General features: G+C 67.5%; 9 protein-coding genes. 7 read left to right on the top strand and 2 right to left on the bottom strand.

Going from position 1 to position 22,684, the window contains the following annotated elements; genetic code table 11:
- Nucleotides 1-149 precede the first annotated feature (149 nt).
- From sdhC to ACT89H_RS18490, 7 genes are all read left to right on the top strand, one after another.
- A complete protein-coding gene (gene sdhC, locus ACT89H_RS18460; RefSeq protein ID WP_445109867.1) occupies nt 150-548 on the top strand; it encodes a succinate dehydrogenase, cytochrome b556 subunit in 399 nt (132 codons plus the stop codon).
- 2 nt (nt 549-550) lie between these two features.
- Entirely contained in the window at nt 551-982 is a 432-nt protein-coding gene (locus ACT89H_RS18465; protein ID WP_445109868.1) for a succinate dehydrogenase hydrophobic membrane anchor subunit, read from the top strand.
- A 16-nt stretch (nt 983-998) separates the two neighbouring features.
- Nucleotides 999-2,798 carry a succinate dehydrogenase flavoprotein subunit gene (gene sdhA, locus ACT89H_RS18470; protein WP_445109869.1) on the top strand — a complete coding sequence of 600 codons (1,800 nt, stop codon included), beginning with the start codon at nt 999-1,001 and terminating at the stop codon, nt 2,796-2,798.
- On the top strand, nt 2,798-3,571 hold the full coding sequence (locus ACT89H_RS18475; protein ID WP_445109870.1) for a succinate dehydrogenase iron-sulfur subunit: 774 nt from the start codon (nt 2,798-2,800) through the stop codon (nt 3,569-3,571). Before sdhA ends, ACT89H_RS18475 begins: the two co-directional genes overlap by 1 nt.
- Nucleotides 3,572-3,900: 329 nt before the next feature.
- Complete coding sequence (locus ACT89H_RS18480; protein WP_445109871.1) at nt 3,901-5,571, top strand: WXG100 family type VII secretion target; 1,671 nt, start codon at nt 3,901-3,903, stop codon at nt 5,569-5,571.
- A 143-nt stretch (nt 5,572-5,714) separates the two neighbouring features.
- A complete protein-coding gene (locus tag ACT89H_RS18485) occupies nt 5,715-6,149 on the top strand; it encodes a YbaB/EbfC family nucleoid-associated protein (protein WP_445109872.1) in 435 nt (144 codons plus the stop codon).
- A gap of 163 nt (nt 6,150-6,312) precedes the next feature.
- A complete protein-coding gene (locus tag ACT89H_RS18490) occupies nt 6,313-20,904 on the top strand; it encodes a LuxR C-terminal-related transcriptional regulator (protein ID WP_445109873.1) in 14,592 nt (4,863 codons plus the stop codon).
- A 41-nt stretch (nt 20,905-20,945) separates the two neighbouring features.
- Here ACT89H_RS18490 and ACT89H_RS18495 read toward each other — a convergent pair whose 3' ends face one another.
- Together ACT89H_RS18495 and ACT89H_RS18500 are read right to left on the bottom strand one after the other, a co-directional pair.
- A complete protein-coding gene (locus ACT89H_RS18495; protein WP_445109874.1) occupies nt 20,946-21,974 on the bottom strand; it encodes a HEAT repeat domain-containing protein in 1,029 nt (342 codons plus the stop codon).
- Nucleotides 21,968-22,654 carry a HEAT repeat domain-containing protein gene (locus ACT89H_RS18500; protein ID WP_445109875.1) on the bottom strand — a complete coding sequence of 229 codons (687 nt, stop codon included), beginning with the start codon at nt 22,652-22,654 and terminating at the stop codon, nt 21,968-21,970. The genes ACT89H_RS18495 and ACT89H_RS18500 overlap by 7 nt, the downstream gene beginning before the upstream one ends.
- Nucleotides 22,655-22,684: the final 30 nt, after the last annotated feature.

Genomic DNA, 22,684 nt, shown 5'->3' on the forward strand with positions numbered 1-22,684 from the left:
CCGGGATTGCTCGAGGATTAGAGTCCAGAACAGATCGGTTCAGGTTCCTGCGACGGGCCGGAGTACAGCTACCTGGGCATTCGCCCACCACGCCGTCGGCGTCGGACCTGCGACCGGGTCCATCAACGACGTTGGAGGCACCGCACTCTATGACCACGATTGAAGCTCCGGCCCAGCCGAAGCGGAAGACGCTGTACCGAGGCGACCCTGGAATGTGGTCGTGGGCGCTGCACCGGATCACCGGCGTCACCATCTTCTTCTTCCTCTTCGTCCACGTGCTCGACACCGCCCTCGTGCGCGTGAGCCCGGATACATACAACAAAGCGATCGAGACCTACAAGACGCCCATCGTCGCGTTGATGGAGATGGCCCTGGTCGTCGTCGTCCTGTACCACGCGCTCAACGGCGTCCGCGTGATCCTGGTGGACTTCTGGTCCAAGGGCCCGAAGTACCAGCGCCTGATGCTCTGGATCATTCTCGCGATCTGGTTCCTGCTGGCTGTTCCGGCGATCGGGCGCCAGTTCTTCTACCTGTTCACGGAGCACTGACAATGAGCGCACCTGTTCTCGGCAAGTCGTACGACCGTCCGGCCGGCCTGGACCTGCCCCGCACGCCTCGCGCGCGCTCGAACGGCAACTTCGAGAAGTACGCCTGGCTGTTCATGCGCTTCTCCGGCCTGCTGCTGATCGTGCTGGTGCTCGGCCACATGGCGATCATGCTGCTGCTCGACGGCGGCGTGAAGCGACTCAACTTCGCCTTCGTCGCGGGCCGCTGGTCCAGCCCGTTCTGGCAGTTGTGGGACCTGACCATGCTGTGGCTGGCGCAGTTGCACGGCGGCAACGGCCTGCGCACCGTCATCGACGACTACTCCCGCAAGGACTCGACCCGCTTCTGGCTCAAAACCCTGCTGGCCGTCTCGATGATCCTGATCATGGGCGTGGGCACCTACGTCATCTTCACCTTCGACCCCAACATCAGTTAGGAACAGGCCCCCTCGCATGAGTGAGCGCAGCGAACGAACCATCGGGACTGGTGAATCTCGTCCTGTCCAGGAGCACCGCTACGACGTCGTCATCGTCGGCGCGGGTGGCGCGGGCATGCGCGCCGCGATCGAGGCCGGCCCGCGTGTTCGGACGGCGGTGCTGACCAAGCTGTACCCGACCCGCAGCCACACCGGCGCCGCCCAGGGTGGCATGTGCGCCGCGCTGGCCAACGTCGAAGAGGACAACTGGGAATGGCACACCTTCGACACCGTCAAGGGTGGTGACTACCTGGTCGACCAGGACGCCGCGGAGATCATGGCCAAAGAGGCCATCGACGCGGTGCTCGACCTGGAGAAGATGGGCCTGCCGTTCAACCGGACGCCCGAGGGCAAGATCGACCAGCGGCGCTTCGGCGGGCATACCCGCGATCACGGCAAGGCCCCGGTCCGTCGCGCGTGCTACGCCGCCGACCGCACCGGCCACATGATCCTGCAGACGCTGTACCAGAACTGCGTCAAGCACGATGTGGAGTTCTTCAACGAGTTCTACGTGCTGGATCTGGTGCTCACCGACACCGATCGCGGCCCGGTCGCCACCGGCGTGATCGCCTACGAGCTGGCCACCGGCGACATCCATGTCTTCCACGCCAAGTCGATCGTGTTCGCCACCGGCGGCTCCGGCCGGATGTACAAGACCACCTCGAACGCGCACACCCTGACCGGCGACGGCATGGCCATCGTGTTCCGCAAGGGCCTGCCGCTGGAGGACATGGAGTTCCACCAGTTCCACCCGACAGGTCTGGCCGGACTCGGCATCCTGATCTCCGAAGCGGTCCGCGGCGAGGGCGGCATCCTCCGCAACGCCGACGGCGAGCGGTTCATGGAGCGCTACGCCCCCACCATCAAAGACCTCGCGCCGCGCGACATCGTCGCCCGCTCGATGGTGCTCGAGGTGCTGGAGGGTCGCGGCGCGGGGCCGAACAAGGACTACGTCTACATCGACGTGACCCACCTCGGCGAGGACGTGCTCGAGGAGAAGCTGCCCGATATCACCGAGTTCTCCCGCACCTACCTGGGTGTCGACCCGGTGAAGGAACTGGTGCCGGTGTTCCCCACCTGTCACTACGTGATGGGCGGGATCCCGACCCGCATCCGCGGTGAGGTGCTGCGCAACAACACCGACATCGTCCCCGGCCTGTACGCCGCGGGCGAGTGCGCGTGCGTCTCGGTGCACGGCGCCAACCGGCTGGGCACCAACTCGCTGCTGGACATCAACGTGTTCGGCCGTCGCGCCGGCATCGCCGCCGCGGAGTACGCGCAGCGCAGCGAGTTCGTCGACCTGCCGGAGCACCCGGCGCAGATGGTGCAGGACTGGCTGACCCAGCTGCTGAGCGAGCACGGCGACGAGCGGGTCGCCGACATCCGCACCGAGCTGCAGCGTTCGATGGACAACAACGCCTCGGTGTTCCGCACCGAGGACACGCTCAAGCAAGCGCTCACCGACATCCACGCGCTCAAGGAGCGTTACACGCGGATCACCGTGCAGGACAAGGGCAAACGCTACAACAGCGACCTGCTCGAGGCCGTCGAGCTCGGCTTCCTGCTCGAGCTGGCCGAGGTCACCGTGGTCGGCGCGCTCAACCGGAAGGAATCGCGTGGCGGCCACGCCCGCGAGGACTACCCGGACCGCGACGACGTGAACTTCATGCGCCACACCATGGCCTACAAGGAGGGCTCGGAGCTCCTGTCGGACATCCGCCTCGACTTCAAGCCGGTGGTGCAGACCCGCTACGAGCCGATGGAGCGTAAGTACTGATGACTGCTGTTGCCGAAGCACCCTCTTCGCAGAAGCCCGCTCCGGTCCCCGAGGGCTCGGTGATGATCACCGTCAAGGTGGCCCGGTTCAACCCGGAGGACGGCAAGGGCGCGCATTGGGAGTCCTTCCAGGTGCCGGTCCTGCCGACCGACCGCTTCCTGAACGTGCTGATCTACATCAAGTCCTATCTGGACGGCACGCTCACCTTCCGCCGGTCGTGCGCGCACGGCGTCTGCGGTTCCGACGCGATGCGGATCAACGGCGTCAACCGGCTGGCCTGCAAGGTGCTGATGAAGGACATGCTGTCCAAGGACGGCAAGTCGATCACCGTCACCGTCGAGCCGATCCGCGGCCTGCCCGTGGAGAAGGACCTCGTGGTGAACATGGAGCCGTTCTTCGACGCGTTCCGCGCGGTGAAGCCCTACCTGATGACCTCGGGTAACGAGCCCACCCGCGAACGCATCCAGAGCCAGGCCGACCGCGCCCGGTTCGACGACACCACCAAGTGCATCCTGTGCGCCTGCTGCACCACCTCCTGCCCCGTGTACTGGAGCGACGGCAGCTACTTCGGCCCGGCCGCGATCGTGAACGCCCACCGCTTCATCTTCGACAGCCGCGACGAAGGCGCCCGCGAACGCCTCGACATCCTCAACGACGTCGAAGGCGTCTGGCGCTGCCGCACCACCTTCAACTGCACCGACGCCTGCCCCCGCGGCATCGAGGTCACCAAGGCGATCCAGGAAGTCAAGCGCGCATTGCTCTTCACTCGCTGACCCAGGCACCGAACGACGAAAGCCGCGACCATCCCACAGATGGTGGCGGCTTTCGCCGTTCGCGCCCGCAGCAGAGCAGTCAGCAGTAGATCGACAGCGCAGCAGCACCCGCCTCATGGAGTGCTACAACCTTGCGGGTCTCGAACCGGCCGGTCCCAAAGGGCTGCCCGAGGCAAGTGGCCGCCGCGTTCCCGCCGACGAGAACACCAGCGCACGTCGCTTATGCTTCGGCTCGGGTCGACCTGGCGCGTGGCGATTCGCCGATGCGCGAGGTCCCGTTCAGCAGCCGAGGACGGCCGGGCCGTCTCGATATCGACCTAGGGGGTCGCGTGGCCGAATCACTGTCGGTCGACCTGGCCCAGCTGCGCGAATCGGCGGCGGAGTTGCGGCAGGCGGCCGAAGACGCCGAACGGGTGGCGAACGAACTGAAGGCGGCACTCGCCGACGAGGGTGAGTTCTGGGGTGACGATGAAGCCGGCGAGACGTTCGCCCACACCTACAAGCCCGGTGCCGACCGTACGTTGGAGGGGTTCGACGACCTCGTCGCGGACATGCGGGCGATGAGTTCCGCGATGGAGCAGGCGGCCGATGCGTTCGAGGACGGGGACCACCACGGCCGGCGGAACATCCGGAACTCGGCCGACGATGGCATCCCGTACACGAACCCACCGAGCCGAAACCGGTCGGCAGGGCCCATCCCCCAGGCGACGTCCAGCGAACCCCTCGGCTACCCAGACGACTTCGCATGGCCGCCGGGCACGTCCCATCCGGCGAACGGAGACTCCGCCCGTCCGCAGCCGGACACCCCGAACGACCGCGGCAGTGTAGATACACAGCGACCCCCGGCATCCGGCCAGGAGCCCGCGGCATCCGGCGAGCAGCCCGGGGAGTCCGGCCGGCAACCTCCGGAATCCGGACAGCCGGACGATTCGACGAGCGATTCCCCAGAAGCCGAATCCCCCGAGAACAAATCCGGTGGCCAACCCCCGGCAGCCGAGACCGGATCGCCGACTACGCCAGGTAACGGCGCAGAGCGACCGGGAGCGCCGGCGAATACACCAACGAGGCAGCAGACGGGTCCACAGACGATGCCGCCGGGCGGCCGCAACGACTCTGGCAAGCCGTCGGCAGGTACGCCGTGGACGCGAAACGGGTCGGGCACCCCTTGGGCGAAGACTCCGAGCCCCGCGGGCGCGCCGGCGAACGAAACCCCGCCTCGGGTATCTCCGCCACGCACCCCGGACCGCCCGCCCGCGGGCAAGAAGCCGGAGCGGGCTCGGCCCGAGCAGAAGCGGGCCCCGAAACCTGCGAGCGTGCGGGCGCGCCGAGAAACCGATGCCGAGGCCATGCGGATCGCTCGGGAGATGGCCGCCCGGCACAACATCGAAATCGTCGGGTTCGACGCGGCGGGTATCGCCACGGCAACGGTCCAGGACATCGCCGATGCTGTCGACACCGTGCTCCCGCGGATGCCGGTCGTACTGCGTGGAATCGAGATCCGGGAGGTGACGGATTCGCTATCTGCCGTCGAAAATCGCGGCACGGCAGACCAACCTGGGGAGGTGGCGCCATGGATCGTGCTTGCGCACACTGCTGTGATCGATCCTCGGACGTTGGCCGGCCGTTCCAGGGCGACGACCCGATCCGGTCCTCCACGGCGACCGATGTATGCCGCGATCCTGCGGGAACTCGGCGCCGCGATCGACCTCACCGGCGGGTTCCGGGCACACCAGGAGGCGCAACGCGCGCTCATCACCGAATACGTGCGGATCAACGACCCCCGAGGCCAGACGTTGAGCCGGGTGGTCGCCGGCTACAAGCGATGGCGGGCGCAACTCGGCGACAACTGTTTCGAACACGGTCTGTTCGTTCCGGGCAGGGCGCTGGCCGAGGGATTCGCCGCTGTCGAATCGAGTGAGGACGAGGCCAACGGCCCGCAGAAGGTGCTGGGTCGGCTGCTGGTGACGATGTCGCGTGCGGCGTTGCCGGACCGGCCATGAGGCCCGTTGCCGCCTGCGCGGGTTCTTCCCTCTTCCCACCAGCGGTGAAAGTTGCCACGCCTCAGTCGGTCATCATTATGGGCACGTTCGGAGGTCCGCGGTCGTCGCTGTCCGCTGAGCATTTCGAGTCGGAAGGTCGTGGCATGGATCGATGGGAGCGCGAAGGCCTACGCTCGGCCAACAACGGCATGCGCAACCAGCTCGAACATCTCCTCGACTCCTTCGAACGTCAGCAGAGCCGGCTCTCCGATGTGTTCCGAGAACTGGAAAATGCTCGCACGCAGGCGAGTTCTCCCGACCAATCGGTAGAGGTGACCGTGGACGCCGCCGGCGTGCTGACGGACCTGCGCCTCACGGCCGCGGCAATGCGCCGGACACCGGAGCAGTTGAGCAGGGCGATCGTGGACGCCACTCGGACCGCGGCGCACCGGGCGCAGCAGCAGGCCGAAGCCCTCGCCGCACCCGTCGACGACGACTTGGACGACTTACCCGACCTGCCCGATATCTCCCAGGGCGCCCCGAGCCTCGACGAGATTCGCGCCTTCTTCCGCAGGGACAGCGAAGGTTCCCCGAGATAGTACCGGGCCGCGTAGTGCAGACGATGCCGCGTACCTGTCGACAACCGGAGCGGAGCTTCCCGCCGGCGGAAGGGCATGGGATTCGGGTGCGACCGTGCGATGCCGGCAGCGGTAGCGTTCGCAAAGCCGCTTGCCGGATACGCATCGACGAACGCGAGCACACATGACGCTGCGTTTGCCGGCCTGGCTTCCCCCGGTCGTAGTGATGTGTGTCGCGGTGCACTTCCCTCTGGGTGACGAGGACGCGGAACGACGAGCCGCCGACGCCTGGTCGGATAAGGCCGAATGGTGTCGTGAGCAGGCTGAATATCACGAAGCCAAGGCACAGCCGTCCGAGGGCTCACACGGCGAGACCGTCGCCGCGATCGCCGACAAGCACCGGCGCACGGCCGAGCGCTTCCGACAGCAGGCGACCAATTGCGACAGCCTAGCCAGGCAGCTCTACGAGAGCGCCAACGCCACCGAGCTGCAGAAGATGGTCATCATCAGCATGGCCGTGATCCTGGCCCTCCAGCTGGCCCGGTGCGCACTGATGTTCGCGGCCGGTGGTCCGATCCAGGCCGCCATTGCGCAGATGGCGACCCGAACCGCGGCGCAGCGCGCGTGGATGAGGTTCGTGGCGTTCCTTTCCGGACGCGGTGCGGAACTGGCGGCGGAACGCGGCTCGATGGTGCTGCTGCGCAACGGAGTCCTGATGGGGGTAACACTGGGCGGCGGCACCCAAGCCGCTGCCCAGGCGATTCAGGTTGCCAAGGGCGACCGCGAACGTATGGATTGGAAATCCGTCGGCGTGGCAACGGCCGCCGGCGGTGTCGGTGGCGCCCTCGGCATGTTGTTCGGACTCTGGGCAGGGCCGAAGGTCGCCACCATCGGCGCGAACGCCAACAGCACCGCGGGACGGGTGGCGCTGCAACTCGCCGGCACCACGATGGTCGGCGCCGGAGCCGGAGCCGTCGGCGCCCTCGGCGGCACCGCCGTCTCGCTTGCGCTGTCCGACCAGCCGTTCAGCCGCAAGGCCTTCACCGAGGGCCTGATCCCCGGTATGGGTAGCGGATTCCTCGGCGCGGCAGCCTTCGCGGCACAGGGGATGCGCAGCCGGGCGCCACTTCCCGACACGACTGCCGCCCCCGCTGTCGCACCGGATGTCACCAGGGCCGAAGCATCGCCCGGTTCGCTCGTCGACGCACTGCGCTCGCATGGCATCGTCACCGCTGACTTCGATCCGAACAACCCCTCCCACACCCATCAGCAACAACAGATCGACAATCTTGTGGCGCTGCTGAGCCGAGCTGGGGCAACCGCGGACGCGCCGGCCCATCCCGCACTCCCGTTGAACAATGCCGACTGGCAGCCCGCGAATGTGCCGAATGTGTCGCCCGACAACCTCAACCCGGTCAAGTCTGTCAAGCCCCCCTCCGACGCCGTTGCCACACCTGCTGATCCGGCCCCCGCAGGGACAACGCCGAAAGCTGACGGAGGCAATCAACCGCCCGATGTGTCGCCGCCGAAAGAGTACAAGCCGCGTCCGGAGCAGCCGTTCTCCGTGCCGAACAACAGCATGGACTGGGAACCACCCGCAGGCATGCCCGGCGCCCTGATCGACAATGTCAATCCCGTCAAGACCGTCACCTTCCCCGCGGCCGCCATCGCGTCCACCGTCAACCCGGTCGGCGTGCCGAGCCTCGGGACGGATCCGGCATCGGCGGAGGCGCCCGGGTCACCTAACGCTCCCGCCGCACGATCGGATTCCGAGGCCGTCGGCGCCGCTGCAGCTCCTGTCGACGGGGAGCTGCCTCCAGCACCGCGCGACTCGAATAACAGCACCGCCGAGAACGCGGGTACAGCACGGCAAACCACCGAACATGAGCACCCCGCAGCCGGGCCCGACCACTCGGTGCGGCCACACCCCACGGATACCGGCGAAGGCAGTGTTCGACCGGCAGACGTCGCGCCCGGGTCGGCTCACGGCAACCGGGTCGGCTCCGAGAAAACGCCGGTGGCACCGCATTCCACGCCGGAGCACGCCGCAGTGCCGGACAACGCCGCCGCCACTGCCCGACCGCATCCTGGCGGCCGGGACACGGCGGGCGAGGGGCCCGCCGGGCGAGGCCGCGCCGTCGCGGATGCCCGAGACGACGATCCGGCGGGCGAGGGGCCGGCCGGGCGAGGCCGCGCTGTCGCGGATGCCCGAAGCGACGACCCGGCGGCCGGGCCGTCGGCACCGGTTCGGCAACGAGGTGTCGCAGCGGACGAGGAATCCGGTCCGCAACCCGTCACGGCCGACTCGCACGACGCATCGGCGCAGCCGAGTCCGGTAGCGGCGGCGACCGAGCGCCAAGAGGCACAACAGGCCCCTGACGCAGCGGCCGATCCCGCACCAACCGTGTCCGAGCTGGTACCGGCGGAGGCGCAGAAGGATTCGGTCGACGGAGTGTCGTCGGACCGGGACGCGTCCCCGACCATGACGATCGTCACCGACCCGGCGCCCGCTCCACAACGCGGCGATCCCGGTCAGCGCACCCCCGGCGGGGACAGGCTCGTGGACGCGGCTGGGCAGCAGCGGCAGACCGCGCAGCCGACCGGCGGCCCAGTGCGACCGGCCGCCGGGGCGCAGCCTGGCGCACCCGCTGCCGGTGGGCCACCCGGCGCTGCCGGAGGCAATCGGCCGCCGCGCGTGTCGGCTCCGAAGAATGCTGCCGCGGAGCGCCCTCCGGCTGTCGAACCGGTCGAAGGAGCGCGGGGACATGCCGAGGACGGCTCCGGGCCGCCCGAATCGACGACGGCCCGAGCCACCAAGAATGACAACCGGAACACGCCGCCTCCGGCCGACAAACCGGAACCGGAGCATGGCCGCGCCGACGGCACCGACGCCAAGGGCGACGAGACGGCACGAGCCCCGCATCCGGAGACGGAGCCGGAGCAGGCCCGCGCGGTCGACGATACGCCGCCCGCCGCTCGCGATGAGGACCCCGCCGCGGCCGTACGCGCGAATGCACGGGCTGAAGTAGAGCAGCGTATTGCGGGAGAGCGGCAGCAGAACGAGCTGGTGCGCGAACACCACCGGCAGCGTGTCGACGCGGCGGCCGAGCGCGAGCGGGCCGCCCATGCCGAGTTGCAGCGGCAGGAGAAGGCCGTACGTGTGGCGGTGGAGCATGAGCGGGCCACCCGCGTCGGCTTCCGCGACGAGATACGCGATCTGTTCGGGCGGGGCACGGCGGAGGATCGGGTGGCCGTCGAAGCCGCGCGGGCCGCTCAGGAACAGCTCCGGCAGGCTCAGTCGAGGTTGGCCGAGTGCCGGGATGCGTACGAGGCGGCGGTAGCCCAGCATGACGCCGCAGCCCAGGCCAGAGCCCGTGACCTGGTGGAAATCTCGGACAACGCGGGTGTTTCGCTGATGAACGACTACGAGGCCGGGGTGCTCACCGATCGCGACGCCGTGTTCGAGATGGTCGCCCAGGAGCGGGTGCGCGCGGCCCTGGACGCCGGTCGCGCGATCGGGGAGTTGCGGAAGCCGGGCAGCACGGCCGACGGTACGAGCCCGTTGGCGAAGGCATCACCGGAATCGTTGGCCGACACCATGGTGCGGGGATCCAGGGAGGAGCGCGTCGCGGCGATGACGGAATGGATTCGCCGGGGCGACGACCGGCATCGGCTGGTGCGGGAGACGCAGGCCGCGGCGTTTCTGCTGCTCGAGCACGGTCCGGTTGATATGAAGACCGGTGAGGGCAAGACCATCGTCATGGTGATGAAGAAGGTGTCCGACGCCATCGATCACGGCACCGCACATGCATGGACCAGCAGTGATCTGCTCGCCGGTGAGCTGGCCGGTGAGTTGCACGCATTCGTGGCGCGGCCGGAGTCGGATACCGGGATCGATGTGGTCCGGATGGATCAGGACGGTCCGCTGCCGGATCCGGTGCCCGGCCGTAGCCGGATCGTCGTGGGTACGAAGGAGGACTACCTGTTCCGGGCGTTGAAGGTCGCGGATTCGATGATGAACGAACTCGCGGCCAGTGGCATGTCGCACCAGGAGGTGACGGCACTGCGGGACTTCCTCAACACGAAACCGTCGATCGATCTGATCAAGGAAAGGCTGGATGCCGCGGCATCCGACCACGGCTTGGACGTCCGGTACGACCCGTTCCCGGCGGGCAAGCTCACCGTCGACGAATTCGACACCATCTTCGACGGCAATTCCGAATGCGTACTTTCCCCCGGGGCGGCGGAGGAGGCCCCACCCGAGGTGCGCGCCGAATTGCAGGGCATCTGGAATCGGCTGACGACAGCGGAGCGTGAACACGGTTTGACGGCAGCGGATTTCAAGAGGCCGGAGCACACCCGGGGAATGTGGGCCGCGGAAACAACCCCGGCGGCGGTGGCGAAGCTGGAGAAGGTGGCGGGTGGACCGGTCACCGCCTCGGAGCTGAAGCTGTACGCCGATGCCGCCAACGCCCGCTGGGGGCTGGAGAAGGGCACGCACTACATCACCCGGGCGGACGAAGGCGAGGGCGCGAAGATCGGCATCCTCGCGCACGAAACCAACGACAAGGCGATGTGGGACAGGACGAAGTGGACCGAGGTGCGCTGGCAGGACGTCGGTCAGTTCGTCGACCTCAAGGAAGGGCTGCCGGTCCGGGCGAATCAGGAACATTCGCTGCGCATGTCGGATCAGCAGTTGATCGGCAGCAAATTGCTGTTCGATCCGTCTGGTCTGTCGGGGACCATGAAGGGCGTCGAGGGCATCACCTACGACCTGTACGGCGTGGGGCCGGTGCCGGAGCTTCCGACATTCTATGCATCGCAACGGGTCGTGGAACCGCCGAAATTCTACGAGAACACGCATGCGAAACTCACGCAGCTGGCCCGCGACATCGTGCGGGACGCACATGTTGTCGACGGGGAGCAAACCGGCCGTGCGCAGTGGGTCGTGTGCATGGACAACGGCGAAATCCGGGGCGACCCGGACGCCGGGCGGATCGGACTGATCGACCTGCTCCGCGCAGCGGCGAAGGAAGAACACGGCGAGGCGTTCGAGCTGAAGTTCGAGGTGGTCGATGCGGATTTCTACGCCGAGCACGGCGGTAGCAATGCCGGCGCCGAGGCCCTGGTCAGGCAGAAGATCGAGGAATTCGGGGACAAGGGCACCATCTATATCACCAACAAGGACGGAGGCCGCGGCGCCGACCCGACGCCGTCGCAGGAGGTGATCGATCTCGGCGGTGTCGACGTCAAGGTCAGCGGCGGGCCGTCGTACTCCGAGCGGGTGAACGACCAAGTCGATGGTCGTGGCGCCCGCGGCGGATCCGGCGACGACCGGGAGCACGGCGGCACCCCGGGTTCGGCGGTGCACTACGTCTCCCCCGAGGACTTTCTGGGCCGGGTCACCGACCACGGCGTCACGCAGCAGATCGTCCAGTACACGGAAGCCGTCAAGGCCCACCGGACCGCCCTGGAACAGCACGAAGCCCTCAACACCGAGGCGACGCGCATCGAACTCAACAGGACCGAAACGGCGCTGCAAAACGCCGAGTCCGACCTGTGGAAGCATGCCGTCCCCGCGATGAAGGACGCTGTCGAGCAGAATCAGCTCGCCTCCAAGTACGCGAGCGCCAACCAAGCCAACGCCCCGCCCACGGACGCACATGGCACCGCGACCCGGCAACCCCAGCACCCCCCTCCCCAATCCGCGGGGACCGCGGCTGCGCATGCGACCGGTTCACATGCGACCTCGCACGCCGCTGCCGCCACCCACAACGGCACCTTCGTCCCGACCGCCGCAGGCCTCGCCGCCGGGGCAGCATCCAATCTCCCTTCCGGTAACCCACCGGTCGCACCCAAGCTGCGTGACGAGCACGGCGACAGCACCCTCCGCCACCTCCTGCAGCTGCTGGACGCACCCGGCGGACAGGCGGCCGCACCGTTGCTGCCGGTCGCGCAGGCCGTCCGCGACGCGGCATTCGATCAGGTCGAGTCGCAAGGTCTCCCGATCGGGACCGACGTCGCCGACCACTTACGCGAGACCGCACGAAATCTGCTGGACACCAGCCTGAATCAGCTCGATCCGGCGCAGCGTCAACTCGTCACCGATGCCGGGACGACGTTGCAGCAAGGACGCAGGCTCGAAGACGCGCACACCGCAGCCGTCGCCCAGTTGGTCGCGCAGGTGCCGACCGCCCAGCCCATCCTCGCGGCCGCTGCGGGCACCACCGTCCCGTTCGACCAGCTGCCTCCCGACAACCGCACCGAGATATTGCAACGGGCGCAGCGGGGAGACCAGGCCGCCGCGCAGACCTTGGACCGCCATTTCGGCCCCGCCACCGCCCAAGCCATGTGTGCCGTACTCAGCGGGAATGCGGAGCACGACACCCCGCCCACGCGGATCCAGCTCCTGGCGCACGCCGTCGCCCGGGCCACGCTCGGCGCCGCCGAAGCCGGTGGCTGGCAAGTCCCCCCGGGCATCGACATCGGCGACTGGCTGCTCAGCCAGGCGCGAAACACATGGCTCGACAGCCTCGACCACCTGAATCCCGCCGTACGCCGACTCGTCAGCGAGGCGCTCGATCCCAGATCCCGCAGCGACGACCTCACCGACGCTCAGATCGCCCTGTTCGGGTGGGTCGCGCAGGAGATCGCAGTACCGGCGACCGATTCGACGGCCCGGCAACGGCAACCCTCGGCCGAGAACCGCGACCGTGCGACCTCCGCGAAGACGGCCGCGACGGATCGAAAAATCAAGCAGGCCATTGCCCGGCAGTTGTTCGAGACGTTCGGCATCGAGGTGCTCGGACTGGACAAGCCGGGGATCTCCGTCGACACGGCTCTGTCGATCAGGAATGCGATTGTCGACGGTTTCGCGGCAGGGCAGGAGCTCGAGCTCGACGTCGTACTGGTCGCCCCCATGGTCGGCAATACCGGTGCCTGTATCTGGACTCCCGAAGGCATCGAAAAGGACGCCCCGACCTTCATGGTCCTGAACGAGAACCTCTTCGGTGACCCGGAGAAATTCCGGAACGCCATGCGGAAGGCGGTGCAGGCAGGTCACCTGATGGCCCCGACCGGCGATCCGGCATACGACTCCGTCAGTCACGAGATGGGCCATCTGCAGGATCGAGCCGCGCGGAAGGGGCTCTACGACGAAAAGCCGATTGCCTATCTACGAGACGGAGCGGTCCAGGGGAAGGACTACGAAGACTCCAAAGAGGCGCGCGCATTCGGATTCCTGTTCACGCATTTCGCCGAGTTCACAAAGGCCGGCATGCTGCCACCGGACCTCGATTTCGACGATTGGCTGGGGCAGCTCGATTCGTACAGCAGAAGCAGGAAGAAGCTGAAGGAGGCAGAGGAAAACAACCGAATACTTGCGGGAGAAGAGTCGCAGGGTACGGAAATGGGCACTTACGAGCCCAAAATGGGTGACCTCGCGGTATTCAATCCGGCCGAAGCACTGGCCGAGGCGAACAACGCGTTCGGCAGGACCGCACCGGCCGATCGCACACATCCCGCCTACGTCCTGCAGGCCCTGCTTCGAGACATCCCGTATTTCCAGGTGTTGCGGGAAGCCGAACAGCGCAATGCCCTGGTGCAGGCGGACCATCGCGGTCCGGTCCCGGCCGCGTCCGAGTTCGGCACGAGCATCGCCTCCAACGGCCCGTCCGCATCCCTGGCCGCGAGATGGCGCGCCATGTCCCCCACCGCCCGCGCCGACTACGCGCAACAGCAGATCGCATACTTGAACCCCGACAGCGGGTTCGTGCTCGACGAGTTGGCCCGGCTCCAGGCCGAGCACCGCGCCACGGTCGCATCGACCCCGAATCACACCGCACAATCGACGGAAACGTCAGCGCCCCACAATAATTCATCACAGCAGGAGTCCGGACGACCTGACGGCGGGTCGGCATTCCCACCCGAGTTCTGGCAGCAGCACAGTCAGTCCCACACGCGGGCAGCTGTCCCGGCCCCGATCCACCTCAGCGAGCCCGACGAGCCAGGCAGCCGCGGAATCCCGGAAGCCGAAATGGATACCGCTCTCCCCGAATTCAGTGGTTTGACCGGTCGAGAGCTCGACATCCTGCGCATGAGTGCGCGGGGTCTGTCGTACCGGGAAATCAGTGCCGAGATGGGGATCCCGTATTCGCAGCTGTACCGCCACGCCGGAAGCGCCTGCGCCAAGCTCGGCCGGAGCAGCCTGGTACGAGCCGTCTTCGCAGCGGATCAGAAAGGCTGGCTCGATGACGGCGCCGACGACACCGTTCCGCACGTCGCACTGACTCCGCCGGAAGTTGCCATCCTCCGCTTGGCGGCCGACGGGCTCTCCGCCCATAACATCGCCACAAGACTCGGAATGAACAGATACCGAGTGAGAAACTTCCTGGCGGAACTGCCCGGCAGATTCGATACCACCGGACGCATCCCGGCCATGCTCGCGGCACACCGGCAAGGATCGCTCGAGATCGGCCACCACAACCCGTCCGTGGCACTGGATCGCGTCGCTTTGTCGCCGCGCGAACGCCAAGTCCTCGATCTGATGGTGGCGGGCCTACCGGACCGCGCGATCAGTGACGAGTTGGGGATGCCGGTAACGACGGCACGGGGGCACCGATTCCGTCTGCAGGCCAAGCTGGGCACTTCCGATCTCGAGCAGATCAAGGTTCTGGCCGGCCTGCTGCCCGTCGCCGACGAGCCGCGGCCTTCCGACTTGCCCGGCCACTTCCAGTCCGCTCTGCACAACGCCTTGACGCACGCCGCTCAACCCGATCCACAGCAACTGCTGGAGCGCGCGACCTCGCAGCAGTTGGCCCACGCGTTCCATGGACTTACCACTGACGATTGGAATGCACTGCGCTCGGTGAAAGCCGGAGCGGATACGCCCGAAGCTCGCGCGATAGCACTTGCGGCAGCTCACAGACTGGTTATTTCCATTGGCGCCGTGAATAACTCGGAGCAAGAATGGCTGGCCGCCGCGCTCGTGGACGCGAGCCCGGTGAGCGTCCGGGAAGCACTCGACAGGCTCACCCCAACTCAAAGGGAACTCATTACCAGTCGGTATGCGCGCAACGTACCGCCCGCCCAGTTGGCACCGATACTCGGCTACGACGACGCAACGTTCGACTCCTGGGCTCTCAGCGTTGTTCGGCAGATAGCCGTGCACATTGCGAACCGAGCCGACGAGTCGGGAGAGCATCCCGGCCGGCCGGAATCGGCAGCCACACCGGTGTACGCGGAAAACGAATGCCTGAATGCGGTCACGCAGTGGCTGGACGACCACGCCCTGACACGCCTCGCGGAGACCGGAACGCTCGACGAGCGTTCACCACAGGAACCGAGGGACACCGGTCCCCACACACCCACACAGCTGGACAGGCTGCGGAACATCCTGCATACCGCCCTCCAGGGCACTGCGCCCACACCGGAAGAGCTGCTGAACGAAGCAGACATCGAGCAGATCGATCGCGCGATGCAGGCGCTCACCCCCAGCGACCGGTTGAACCTGCATCAGCTCGCGTCCGGTACGAACAGCAAGTCCGTCCGCTCGTCGGTTGTCATGTCGGCGCGCCGGGTGGTGAATTACCTTGCGGCCGAACACGGCACATCACAGGCGATGCTGGCCGGCACGATAGCCGACGCGGGGCCCGCGGATCTCCTGGACGCGTTGAGCGTACTCAGCTCGCAGCAACGGAAACATGTCACCGGTGTGCTCGCTCGGCCGAAATCGTCTGCCACCGCGGCTTCCGCGCCCGCGAACCGCGCCGACCCCGACGCTGAGGCGCAGACCGAGCGAGCTGCCCAGCGAATGGCTCGGTACCTAGTGGCCCGATCCGGGACCTCCGCCCCGACGACCACAGCCGCGGCGACGTCGGCCCGTCCGTCGGCCGACAGCACCGCCGAGTACACCAGCTCCGAACTGTTGCGGATCTTCTTGCCCTGGTTCGAGGAATACCAGCGCATGCAGGACGAGCGGCACCCCCGGCCCACTACGCGCACGAGGCCGGCACCGGATCGTGACGCGCTGCGAAAGGTCAAAGCCACATTTGCCGTCGCGGTCGAGGCGGCGGAGCGAGGCGACCCGAGAGAACTCGACAGGCTGCGGACGGCGATCCGGCAGCTGGGCAATCCCCGTCAGGAACGATGCCTCGAGCTTCGGTACCTGGAGGGCCGCTCGATTCCTGAGATCGCCGCCGTACTGGACGAAAACCTCAGCCGCGGTGCGGCCGAACAGTTGCACCGCCGTGCCGTCCGGGCACTGGCCGCAGTCCTCGAGCAGGACCACACTCCGGACGAGCCGACACCGCCACCAGCCACGCTCGCGCAGGCGCCGGAACGCGGAATCCAGCCCGGTGTTCGGAGATCGAACGCGCCGGAGGAATTCCCGGATCCCGACGACTTCGAATCAATAAACGACTGGTTGCGCGAGCTTCGGCATCATTACAGAATGAAACAGTCCGAGTTCGCTGAGTTATGCGACAGGTCTGTCACGACGATCGTGAACTACGAAAAAGGACGCAGTAGGCCCGATATCACCCTGCTCCGGAGACTTCGTGACCGACTACGTTTCTCCAATGATTCACTGATTGCCGTACTACGACGTTTTCCGAAGCATCCGAATTCAGCGAGCCGCGAATCGGCCACACATCCGCTGATTTGGGAATTCATCGCAGCGCGAGTCGGTAGCGCGATCGAGGCCAAGGCTGAGAAGCTGATTGTGCAGGAATACGCGTGGATCGCAGAGCAGCTGGCAAGCGGCTGGGATATCTCAGTAGAGCACCGCGCCGAACTCATGAAGGTTGGCGAAGAGGCGATCGCGGTGGCCTTGCGGAATTTTGTCCCGCCAGGCGACTTCGCTGCCGTGGCGCGATCGTCAGCCCGATACGCCATGCTCAGATCCACCTACTACGCGCCGGCAAACCGTAACGTCGGCGAGTATCGCAATACATCTGGTAATCGCACCGATCCAGTCGCGATCGACCTCGATGATACAGAAGGCGCGCCCTCCGAACTCCCGTCGGCCGGCGACGTCCACGGTACTGCGCGAGCATCGACAGAAAAGCCGCGATCGGAAACGCCGCCTCGGGGCAAACGGCGATCCCGCGCCGAACAGTTGGTGAAGGTACTCACCGACGCACACCGCGACAACCGGAAGGCCTTCGAAGCGGGCCTCGAGGTACTCGAGCCTGCCGATCGCGACGAGGTGGCCGCGGCAGCAGGAACAGAGCAGGCCGTCGTCCGCGACGCTGAGAAGGGTGTCGGGGAGCCTGACGTCATCAGTCGGGTATGCCGGGCCGCCGACGAGGTCGGGTACTGGTACCACCCGGACGGACCGATGGCAGTCGCCGCGGCGGCAGCCTCCGGCGCACAGCGGCCGGACTCTGATGAGAGCGTGACGGCCGCGCATACCCCCGCAGATGTCGCCACGGCCCTGCGGAACAGCCTGCCACCGAACACACCCGCATCCGATCCGGGCACCCGGATCGCCCCCGTCGCCATCGACCTCGACCCCGACGAACCAGAGACATCGAGCACGCCTACACCCGGCGCTCCACGGATCCACCCCCACCAGCCGGTGAATTCGAGCGAGCACGCCACCACCGGCCCCGGTGAAAGCCCACGCGCAGGCCATCAGCCCGACAGCGCGGAATCCCGTGAAATCGAGCAGTTGCGGGCACTTCGTGATGCGGTCGCCGCGAGACTGGCTGGCGCAGTGGCGGTTTCGAACGATTCCGTGCTGACTCGAGCCCCCGCTCTGATCGATGAACTGGTGGCCGCGCGGCGCCGGCTGGATGCGCGGGTCCCGGCGGAACGGCTACGGTTGCTGGAGCAGTTCGCCCACCAGATGTCGGCATGGTCGGCCGGCGCGGACGAAGCCGCCGAGGCAACCGCCGCCTACGAGCAGGGCCTGCGAGAAGGGACGCCCGCCGTCCTGCGGGCCCGGCAGGACGCCGCGGAGATCCGGCTCGGATCGGCTCTCGCCGCCGTCGCGGAGGTCTGGGCACGGACCCGCGCCCGAACAGATACGCCGATCGTGACCCGGCCGGCGGAACACCTCCAGCCAAAAGAGACGGAACGGCTGCGCGACGTGGCCGAAACGATCTTCGCGGAGATGGTGGCCGCGGGGGCAGCGGTCGATACGGTGGTCACCACCGACCGCGAACAGCTCGCCGAGGCCACGCGGCGCTATGACGCGCTGCGAGATATGTCGCAGTGGCTGGAGGAACTGCTGACCTTCGCGGAGCAATGGGATACGACACGGATAGGCCGGGAGCGACTCTCATTCCTGCTCGACCACTTCCGCGCGATCTCAGAGCTATTGGCGGCAACCAAGATGCGCGACGCCGCGGCCGCCGCCCTGGCCGGTGCGACCGATAGAGAACGACGACTCGCGCAAGCCGCCGGGAACTACGGCGTGGCCGACCGCGGGGTCCGCGCTCTAGCGGAGATGCTGGGCGAGCCGCAGCAGCGCGCGACGACCACTCCCCCGGTGGCGCAACCCGGCGCACCCGTCGTCTGGCCCGGCGCGGACGGACAACCCGACTTCATCGCACAGACCCAGCCCCGGCAGCATGATCTCACCGAGCCCGGTCCCGGCGAGTCGGCGTCGCCCGATCCAACCACCGAGGACCGCGCAGCGCAGTCCGGATCGGAACACCCGCGGGGGCACCATGTCGAGCAGCCCCGCGGCTCCGATGAAACTACTCCGCGGCGCTATGTCGAGCAGAACCTGACGGTGGAGGATCTGGGTACGGTCGCGGCAGCGAGCGATCGGGGCCGGCACGCGCACAACGAGGACGCCTTCGCCCTGATCCGAGTGAATGTCGGTAGCGAAGAGGCCACCGCACTGATCGTGAACGACGGACTCTCGCGGCCGAAGGGCGGTCATCGCGCCTCCGCCGCCGCCAAGGCAGCCGCCCACGATTTCGTGGTGGCGGCGCTGCGGCGGGCCGCCCGCGACGGCACGATCGATCCGGTGGCCGTAGTCGAGGGTGCCGTGGCCGCCGCCCAGGAGGCGGTACTCGCCTTGCCCCCGGAGTCTCCCGCGGACAAGCCGCCCGCCACCACGATCGTGGTCGCGTTGATGGAGTCGGGACGGCTCACCGTCGACTGGGTGGGCGACAGCCGCGCGTACTGGATTCCGCTGGACGGCGGCCCGCCGATACAGCTGACCAGGGACGACTCGAAGGTCCAGGATGTGCTGGACGTCTTCGACGACACCACTCGTGAAGAAGCCGAACACTCGGCGATCGGGGGCCCGGGTCTCACCCACAACCTGGGCCGGTCCCTGGACGGGCTGAAACCGCGCGAGAAGGCCCGAGACATGCGCGGCGACGGTGTCGTCCTGGCGCTGACGGACGGCGTGTGGGAACCGATCAGCCCCGACGACCCCGAACCTGTCGCGGCCATCGTGCGGCGGTCGCTCGCCGAGGCCCCGGGCGATCTCGGCGCCGTCACGCGCGCGCTGGTACGGGCAGGCATCGAAGCGGGCACAGATGACGATGTGACCGCCGCAGCGGGATTCCTGTCTGCCGCGAATATCGACACCCCCGCGAATACGGTGACGGACCAGGACGGGCCCGCGACCCCGGCCGATCGCGGCGCTGACCCCGTCGCGATCGACCTCGAGCCGGACGAAGCCGGTCCCACGCCGGTCGGGTCACGACAACCCGGCACCACCGCGCCGCAGAACTCGCCGGATGCCCCCGGCCCACAGCACGGCACGACCAACGAGGCGAACACCGCCGGCAGCGTCGGCACCCCGTGGGCTCGACTCGCACAGCGCGAGACACCACCGGGAACCGCAGCGCCCGATGTGGGCGTTCCACGGCCCGGTCCTGATGCTCGGCCCGATCCGGCCGCATCGGAGCCTCGAACAGGCGGCCGGACACCCTGGAAGTCCAGAGCGTCCCTGACCGAGGCCGCGCGGAACGCAGGCAGCACTCGGAAAGAGGTCGTGTCACACGCTCGGCCGGGTCTGCAGGCACCACCGACCACCGCGCGCACCAATTCGTTCGACGAATGGATCCAGGAGCTCCGGTACCTGGAAATCGACACTCAACAGATGATGTCGGATCTGACGGAAATCTGGGACTACCTGCGCCTCGACCCGAAAGTCCACGCGACGTTCCCGGATGCTTCGAAGCCCCAGGAAAACGAGCACATCGGCAGAGCTACCGCACCCGTGCCGATGTCCGATTTTCTCCGCTACGGCCTGCCGGACATGACTGGACGGGAACTGGTGTCCGCCCTCGCGAACGAGGTGCGAGAACTCATCGAGGCATCGACGACAGGACACATCGTCGAGCAAGAAATACCCGATAACGTACGGATCGCCTACCAGAACGTGGCCGGGACGCTCGAACTCGCCCGAATCGGGTCGACCCGGCAAGAGTTCCGGGTGCTCACGCGACTTGTGCAAGGCAAGACCTATAAAGAAACCGCAGCGGAACTCGAAATAACGCCGTGGGCGGTGCAGAGGCAAGCCCGGTCGATCTACGCCGAATTCGGCATCGAAGGGCCCAGCGCGCTGGAAGCAGCAATCCGAGCCCGCCACGCCGACACCGCCGCCGAGGCCGCCCCACGCGATCCGGGCGCGCCGACCGAGACCATGCCGAACGGCGAATGCAATGCCCAGTGGCAGGCGCGCTTCGACCGCGAGAAGGCGCGGACCGTCGCCACCGAGCAACGTTCGCCCGCTGAACCGGGCGAAGCATGCCGGAGGACGAGCCGGAAGGACCAACCAGCAGCGCCGCCGTCGATCGGGCCATGACCGGATTCCACTGGATCGGCCACACCACGCCGTGAGATCGGTCAGGCTTGGCCCGGCTGCTCGCCCGGTCGTTCTACGAGCGTTTCCACGAGGGCCGAGGCTATGGCCGCCACGGCGCGATCCTCATCGCAGGACAGTTGCCGCAGGGTATCCAGCGCGATGGTCCCCGGCATTTCAGCGAGCGCCTGGGTCAGTCGGATTCGCACCGCCGAGTCCGCCGCATATGCGGTGAGCTGTTCGACCAGCGCACTGATGATCTGATCCGCCCACTCCGCGTCCTGCGCCAGCGTTCCCAGGAGTTCGGCCGCCTCGACGTCGTTCGGGCCTTCGACCACCGTGCCGACAAGCGCGGGCACGGCCCGGGTCACGCCGCGCCCACCCACGGCGAGAGCAGCGTGTCTGCGGACCGTCGTGTCCGGGTCCTCGAGCGCGTCCGTGAGCACCGCGGTCGCCTCGTCGCCCGGCAGCTCGGCGAGCGCCAGGACCGCGCGCCGCCGGACGTCGACGTCCTCGGAATCCAGGCCGGATGCCACGCTCGCCACCCCGTCACCGCCGGCCCGTGCCAGCGCCCACCGCAAAGCCCCGGCCACATACGGATCGGATTCGGTGAGCACCGCCTCGGCCAGCAACTCGGCCGGCACCGCAACGTCCTCGGCCGGCGCCAGGACGGCCTGCTGCCGCCGGGCGGGGCTGTGCGAACCGAGTGCGTGTAGCAGTTCGACGATGCGCAGGACATCTTGCCAGCCGGAGGGCTCGGCCGAATCCACCGTACGCAGCCGCTCCAGGAGTTCTCGCTCCCGGTTCAGTCGTTCTTCGGTCTTCCGAATGAGGTCGCCGACCAGCGTGGACGGGGTGAATCCGGCATCATCGAGCGCGCGTCCGATCTGGCTCAATGACAGCCCCAGCGAGCGCAGCCCCTCCACGTGGAAGATCCGCCGGATGTCTTCCGGGGAGTACTCGCGGTAGCCACCCACGGTGCGGCCGGTCGGTCGCACCAGCCCGAGGGAGTCGTAATGCCGGAGCATGCGGGCACTCACACCCGAGCGGCGCGCCACCTCACCGATCAGCACGCAGTTGTCTCCTCCTGGTCCGGACCGAGCGCGACGACCCGTCTCGCCGCATCGACGGCGAGGTCGAATCCGGCATCCGGGTCGCGCAGGAGCCGCTCCGTGGCGCGTGCATGCGCCCGCACGGTCGGGTCGGGATTCGCCATCGCCATCCGGAGGACCGGCTCGATCACCTCCCCGAGCGCGACGAGAGCGCGGCTCAAGCTCAACCGTACCTCCCGGTCTCCCCGGCCGAATTGCCTGGCCAGTTCCACGCCCAGCCATTCTTTCGCTTCGTCGGGCACGAGAACGACGGCAGCACGCCAGGCACTTCGCGCGACTTCATCGTCGGCCTCGTGCAGCAATGAGCGCGTGATCGCCGACCACGCGCTCGGATCCCCGATCTTGGACAGCGTGTGCAACGCTTGGCTCCGGGCCTGCGCCCGCTCGGAACGAGCCTCCGTGAGCAGCTTCGGCACCGTGAGCTCCGCCGGGAGCCGCGTCAGCGCCCACGTGAGCATGTCGCGCACGAAGAAGTCCGGCTCGATCGCGCACCGTTCTATCAGCGCATCGATGAACCCGGGATCGGGATGAGTGCCCGCCGCCAGTGCCGCCTCGAGCCGCGTCGACGAGCTCCCCGCCGCCAATGCGTCGAGCAGCCGGGCGTGCTGTGGATTCTTGTGTGTCGAATTGATGGGAACCACCTCCGACAGCCAGTGAAGGCCTTGACACAG

This window comes from Nocardia aegles, assembly GCF_052545135.1.

What these genes read in the sequence shown, in the direction of transcription:
- sdhC (WP_445109867.1), top strand. Translation starts at nt 150, where the DNA reads ATGACCACGATTGAAGCTCCGGCCCAGCCGAAGCGGAAGACGCTGTAC.
- ACT89H_RS18465 (WP_445109868.1), top strand. Translation starts at nt 551, where the DNA reads ATGAGCGCACCTGTTCTCGGCAAGTCGTACGACCGTCCGGCCGGCCTG.
- sdhA (WP_445109869.1), top strand. Translation starts at nt 999, where the DNA reads ATGAGTGAGCGCAGCGAACGAACCATCGGGACTGGTGAATCTCGTCCT.
- ACT89H_RS18475 (WP_445109870.1), top strand. Translation starts at nt 2,798, where the DNA reads ATGACTGCTGTTGCCGAAGCACCCTCTTCGCAGAAGCCCGCTCCGGTC.
- ACT89H_RS18485 (WP_445109872.1), top strand. Translation starts at nt 5,715, where the DNA reads ATGGATCGATGGGAGCGCGAAGGCCTACGCTCGGCCAACAACGGCATG.
- ACT89H_RS18490 (WP_445109873.1), top strand. Translation starts at nt 6,313, where the DNA reads ATGACGCTGCGTTTGCCGGCCTGGCTTCCCCCGGTCGTAGTGATGTGT.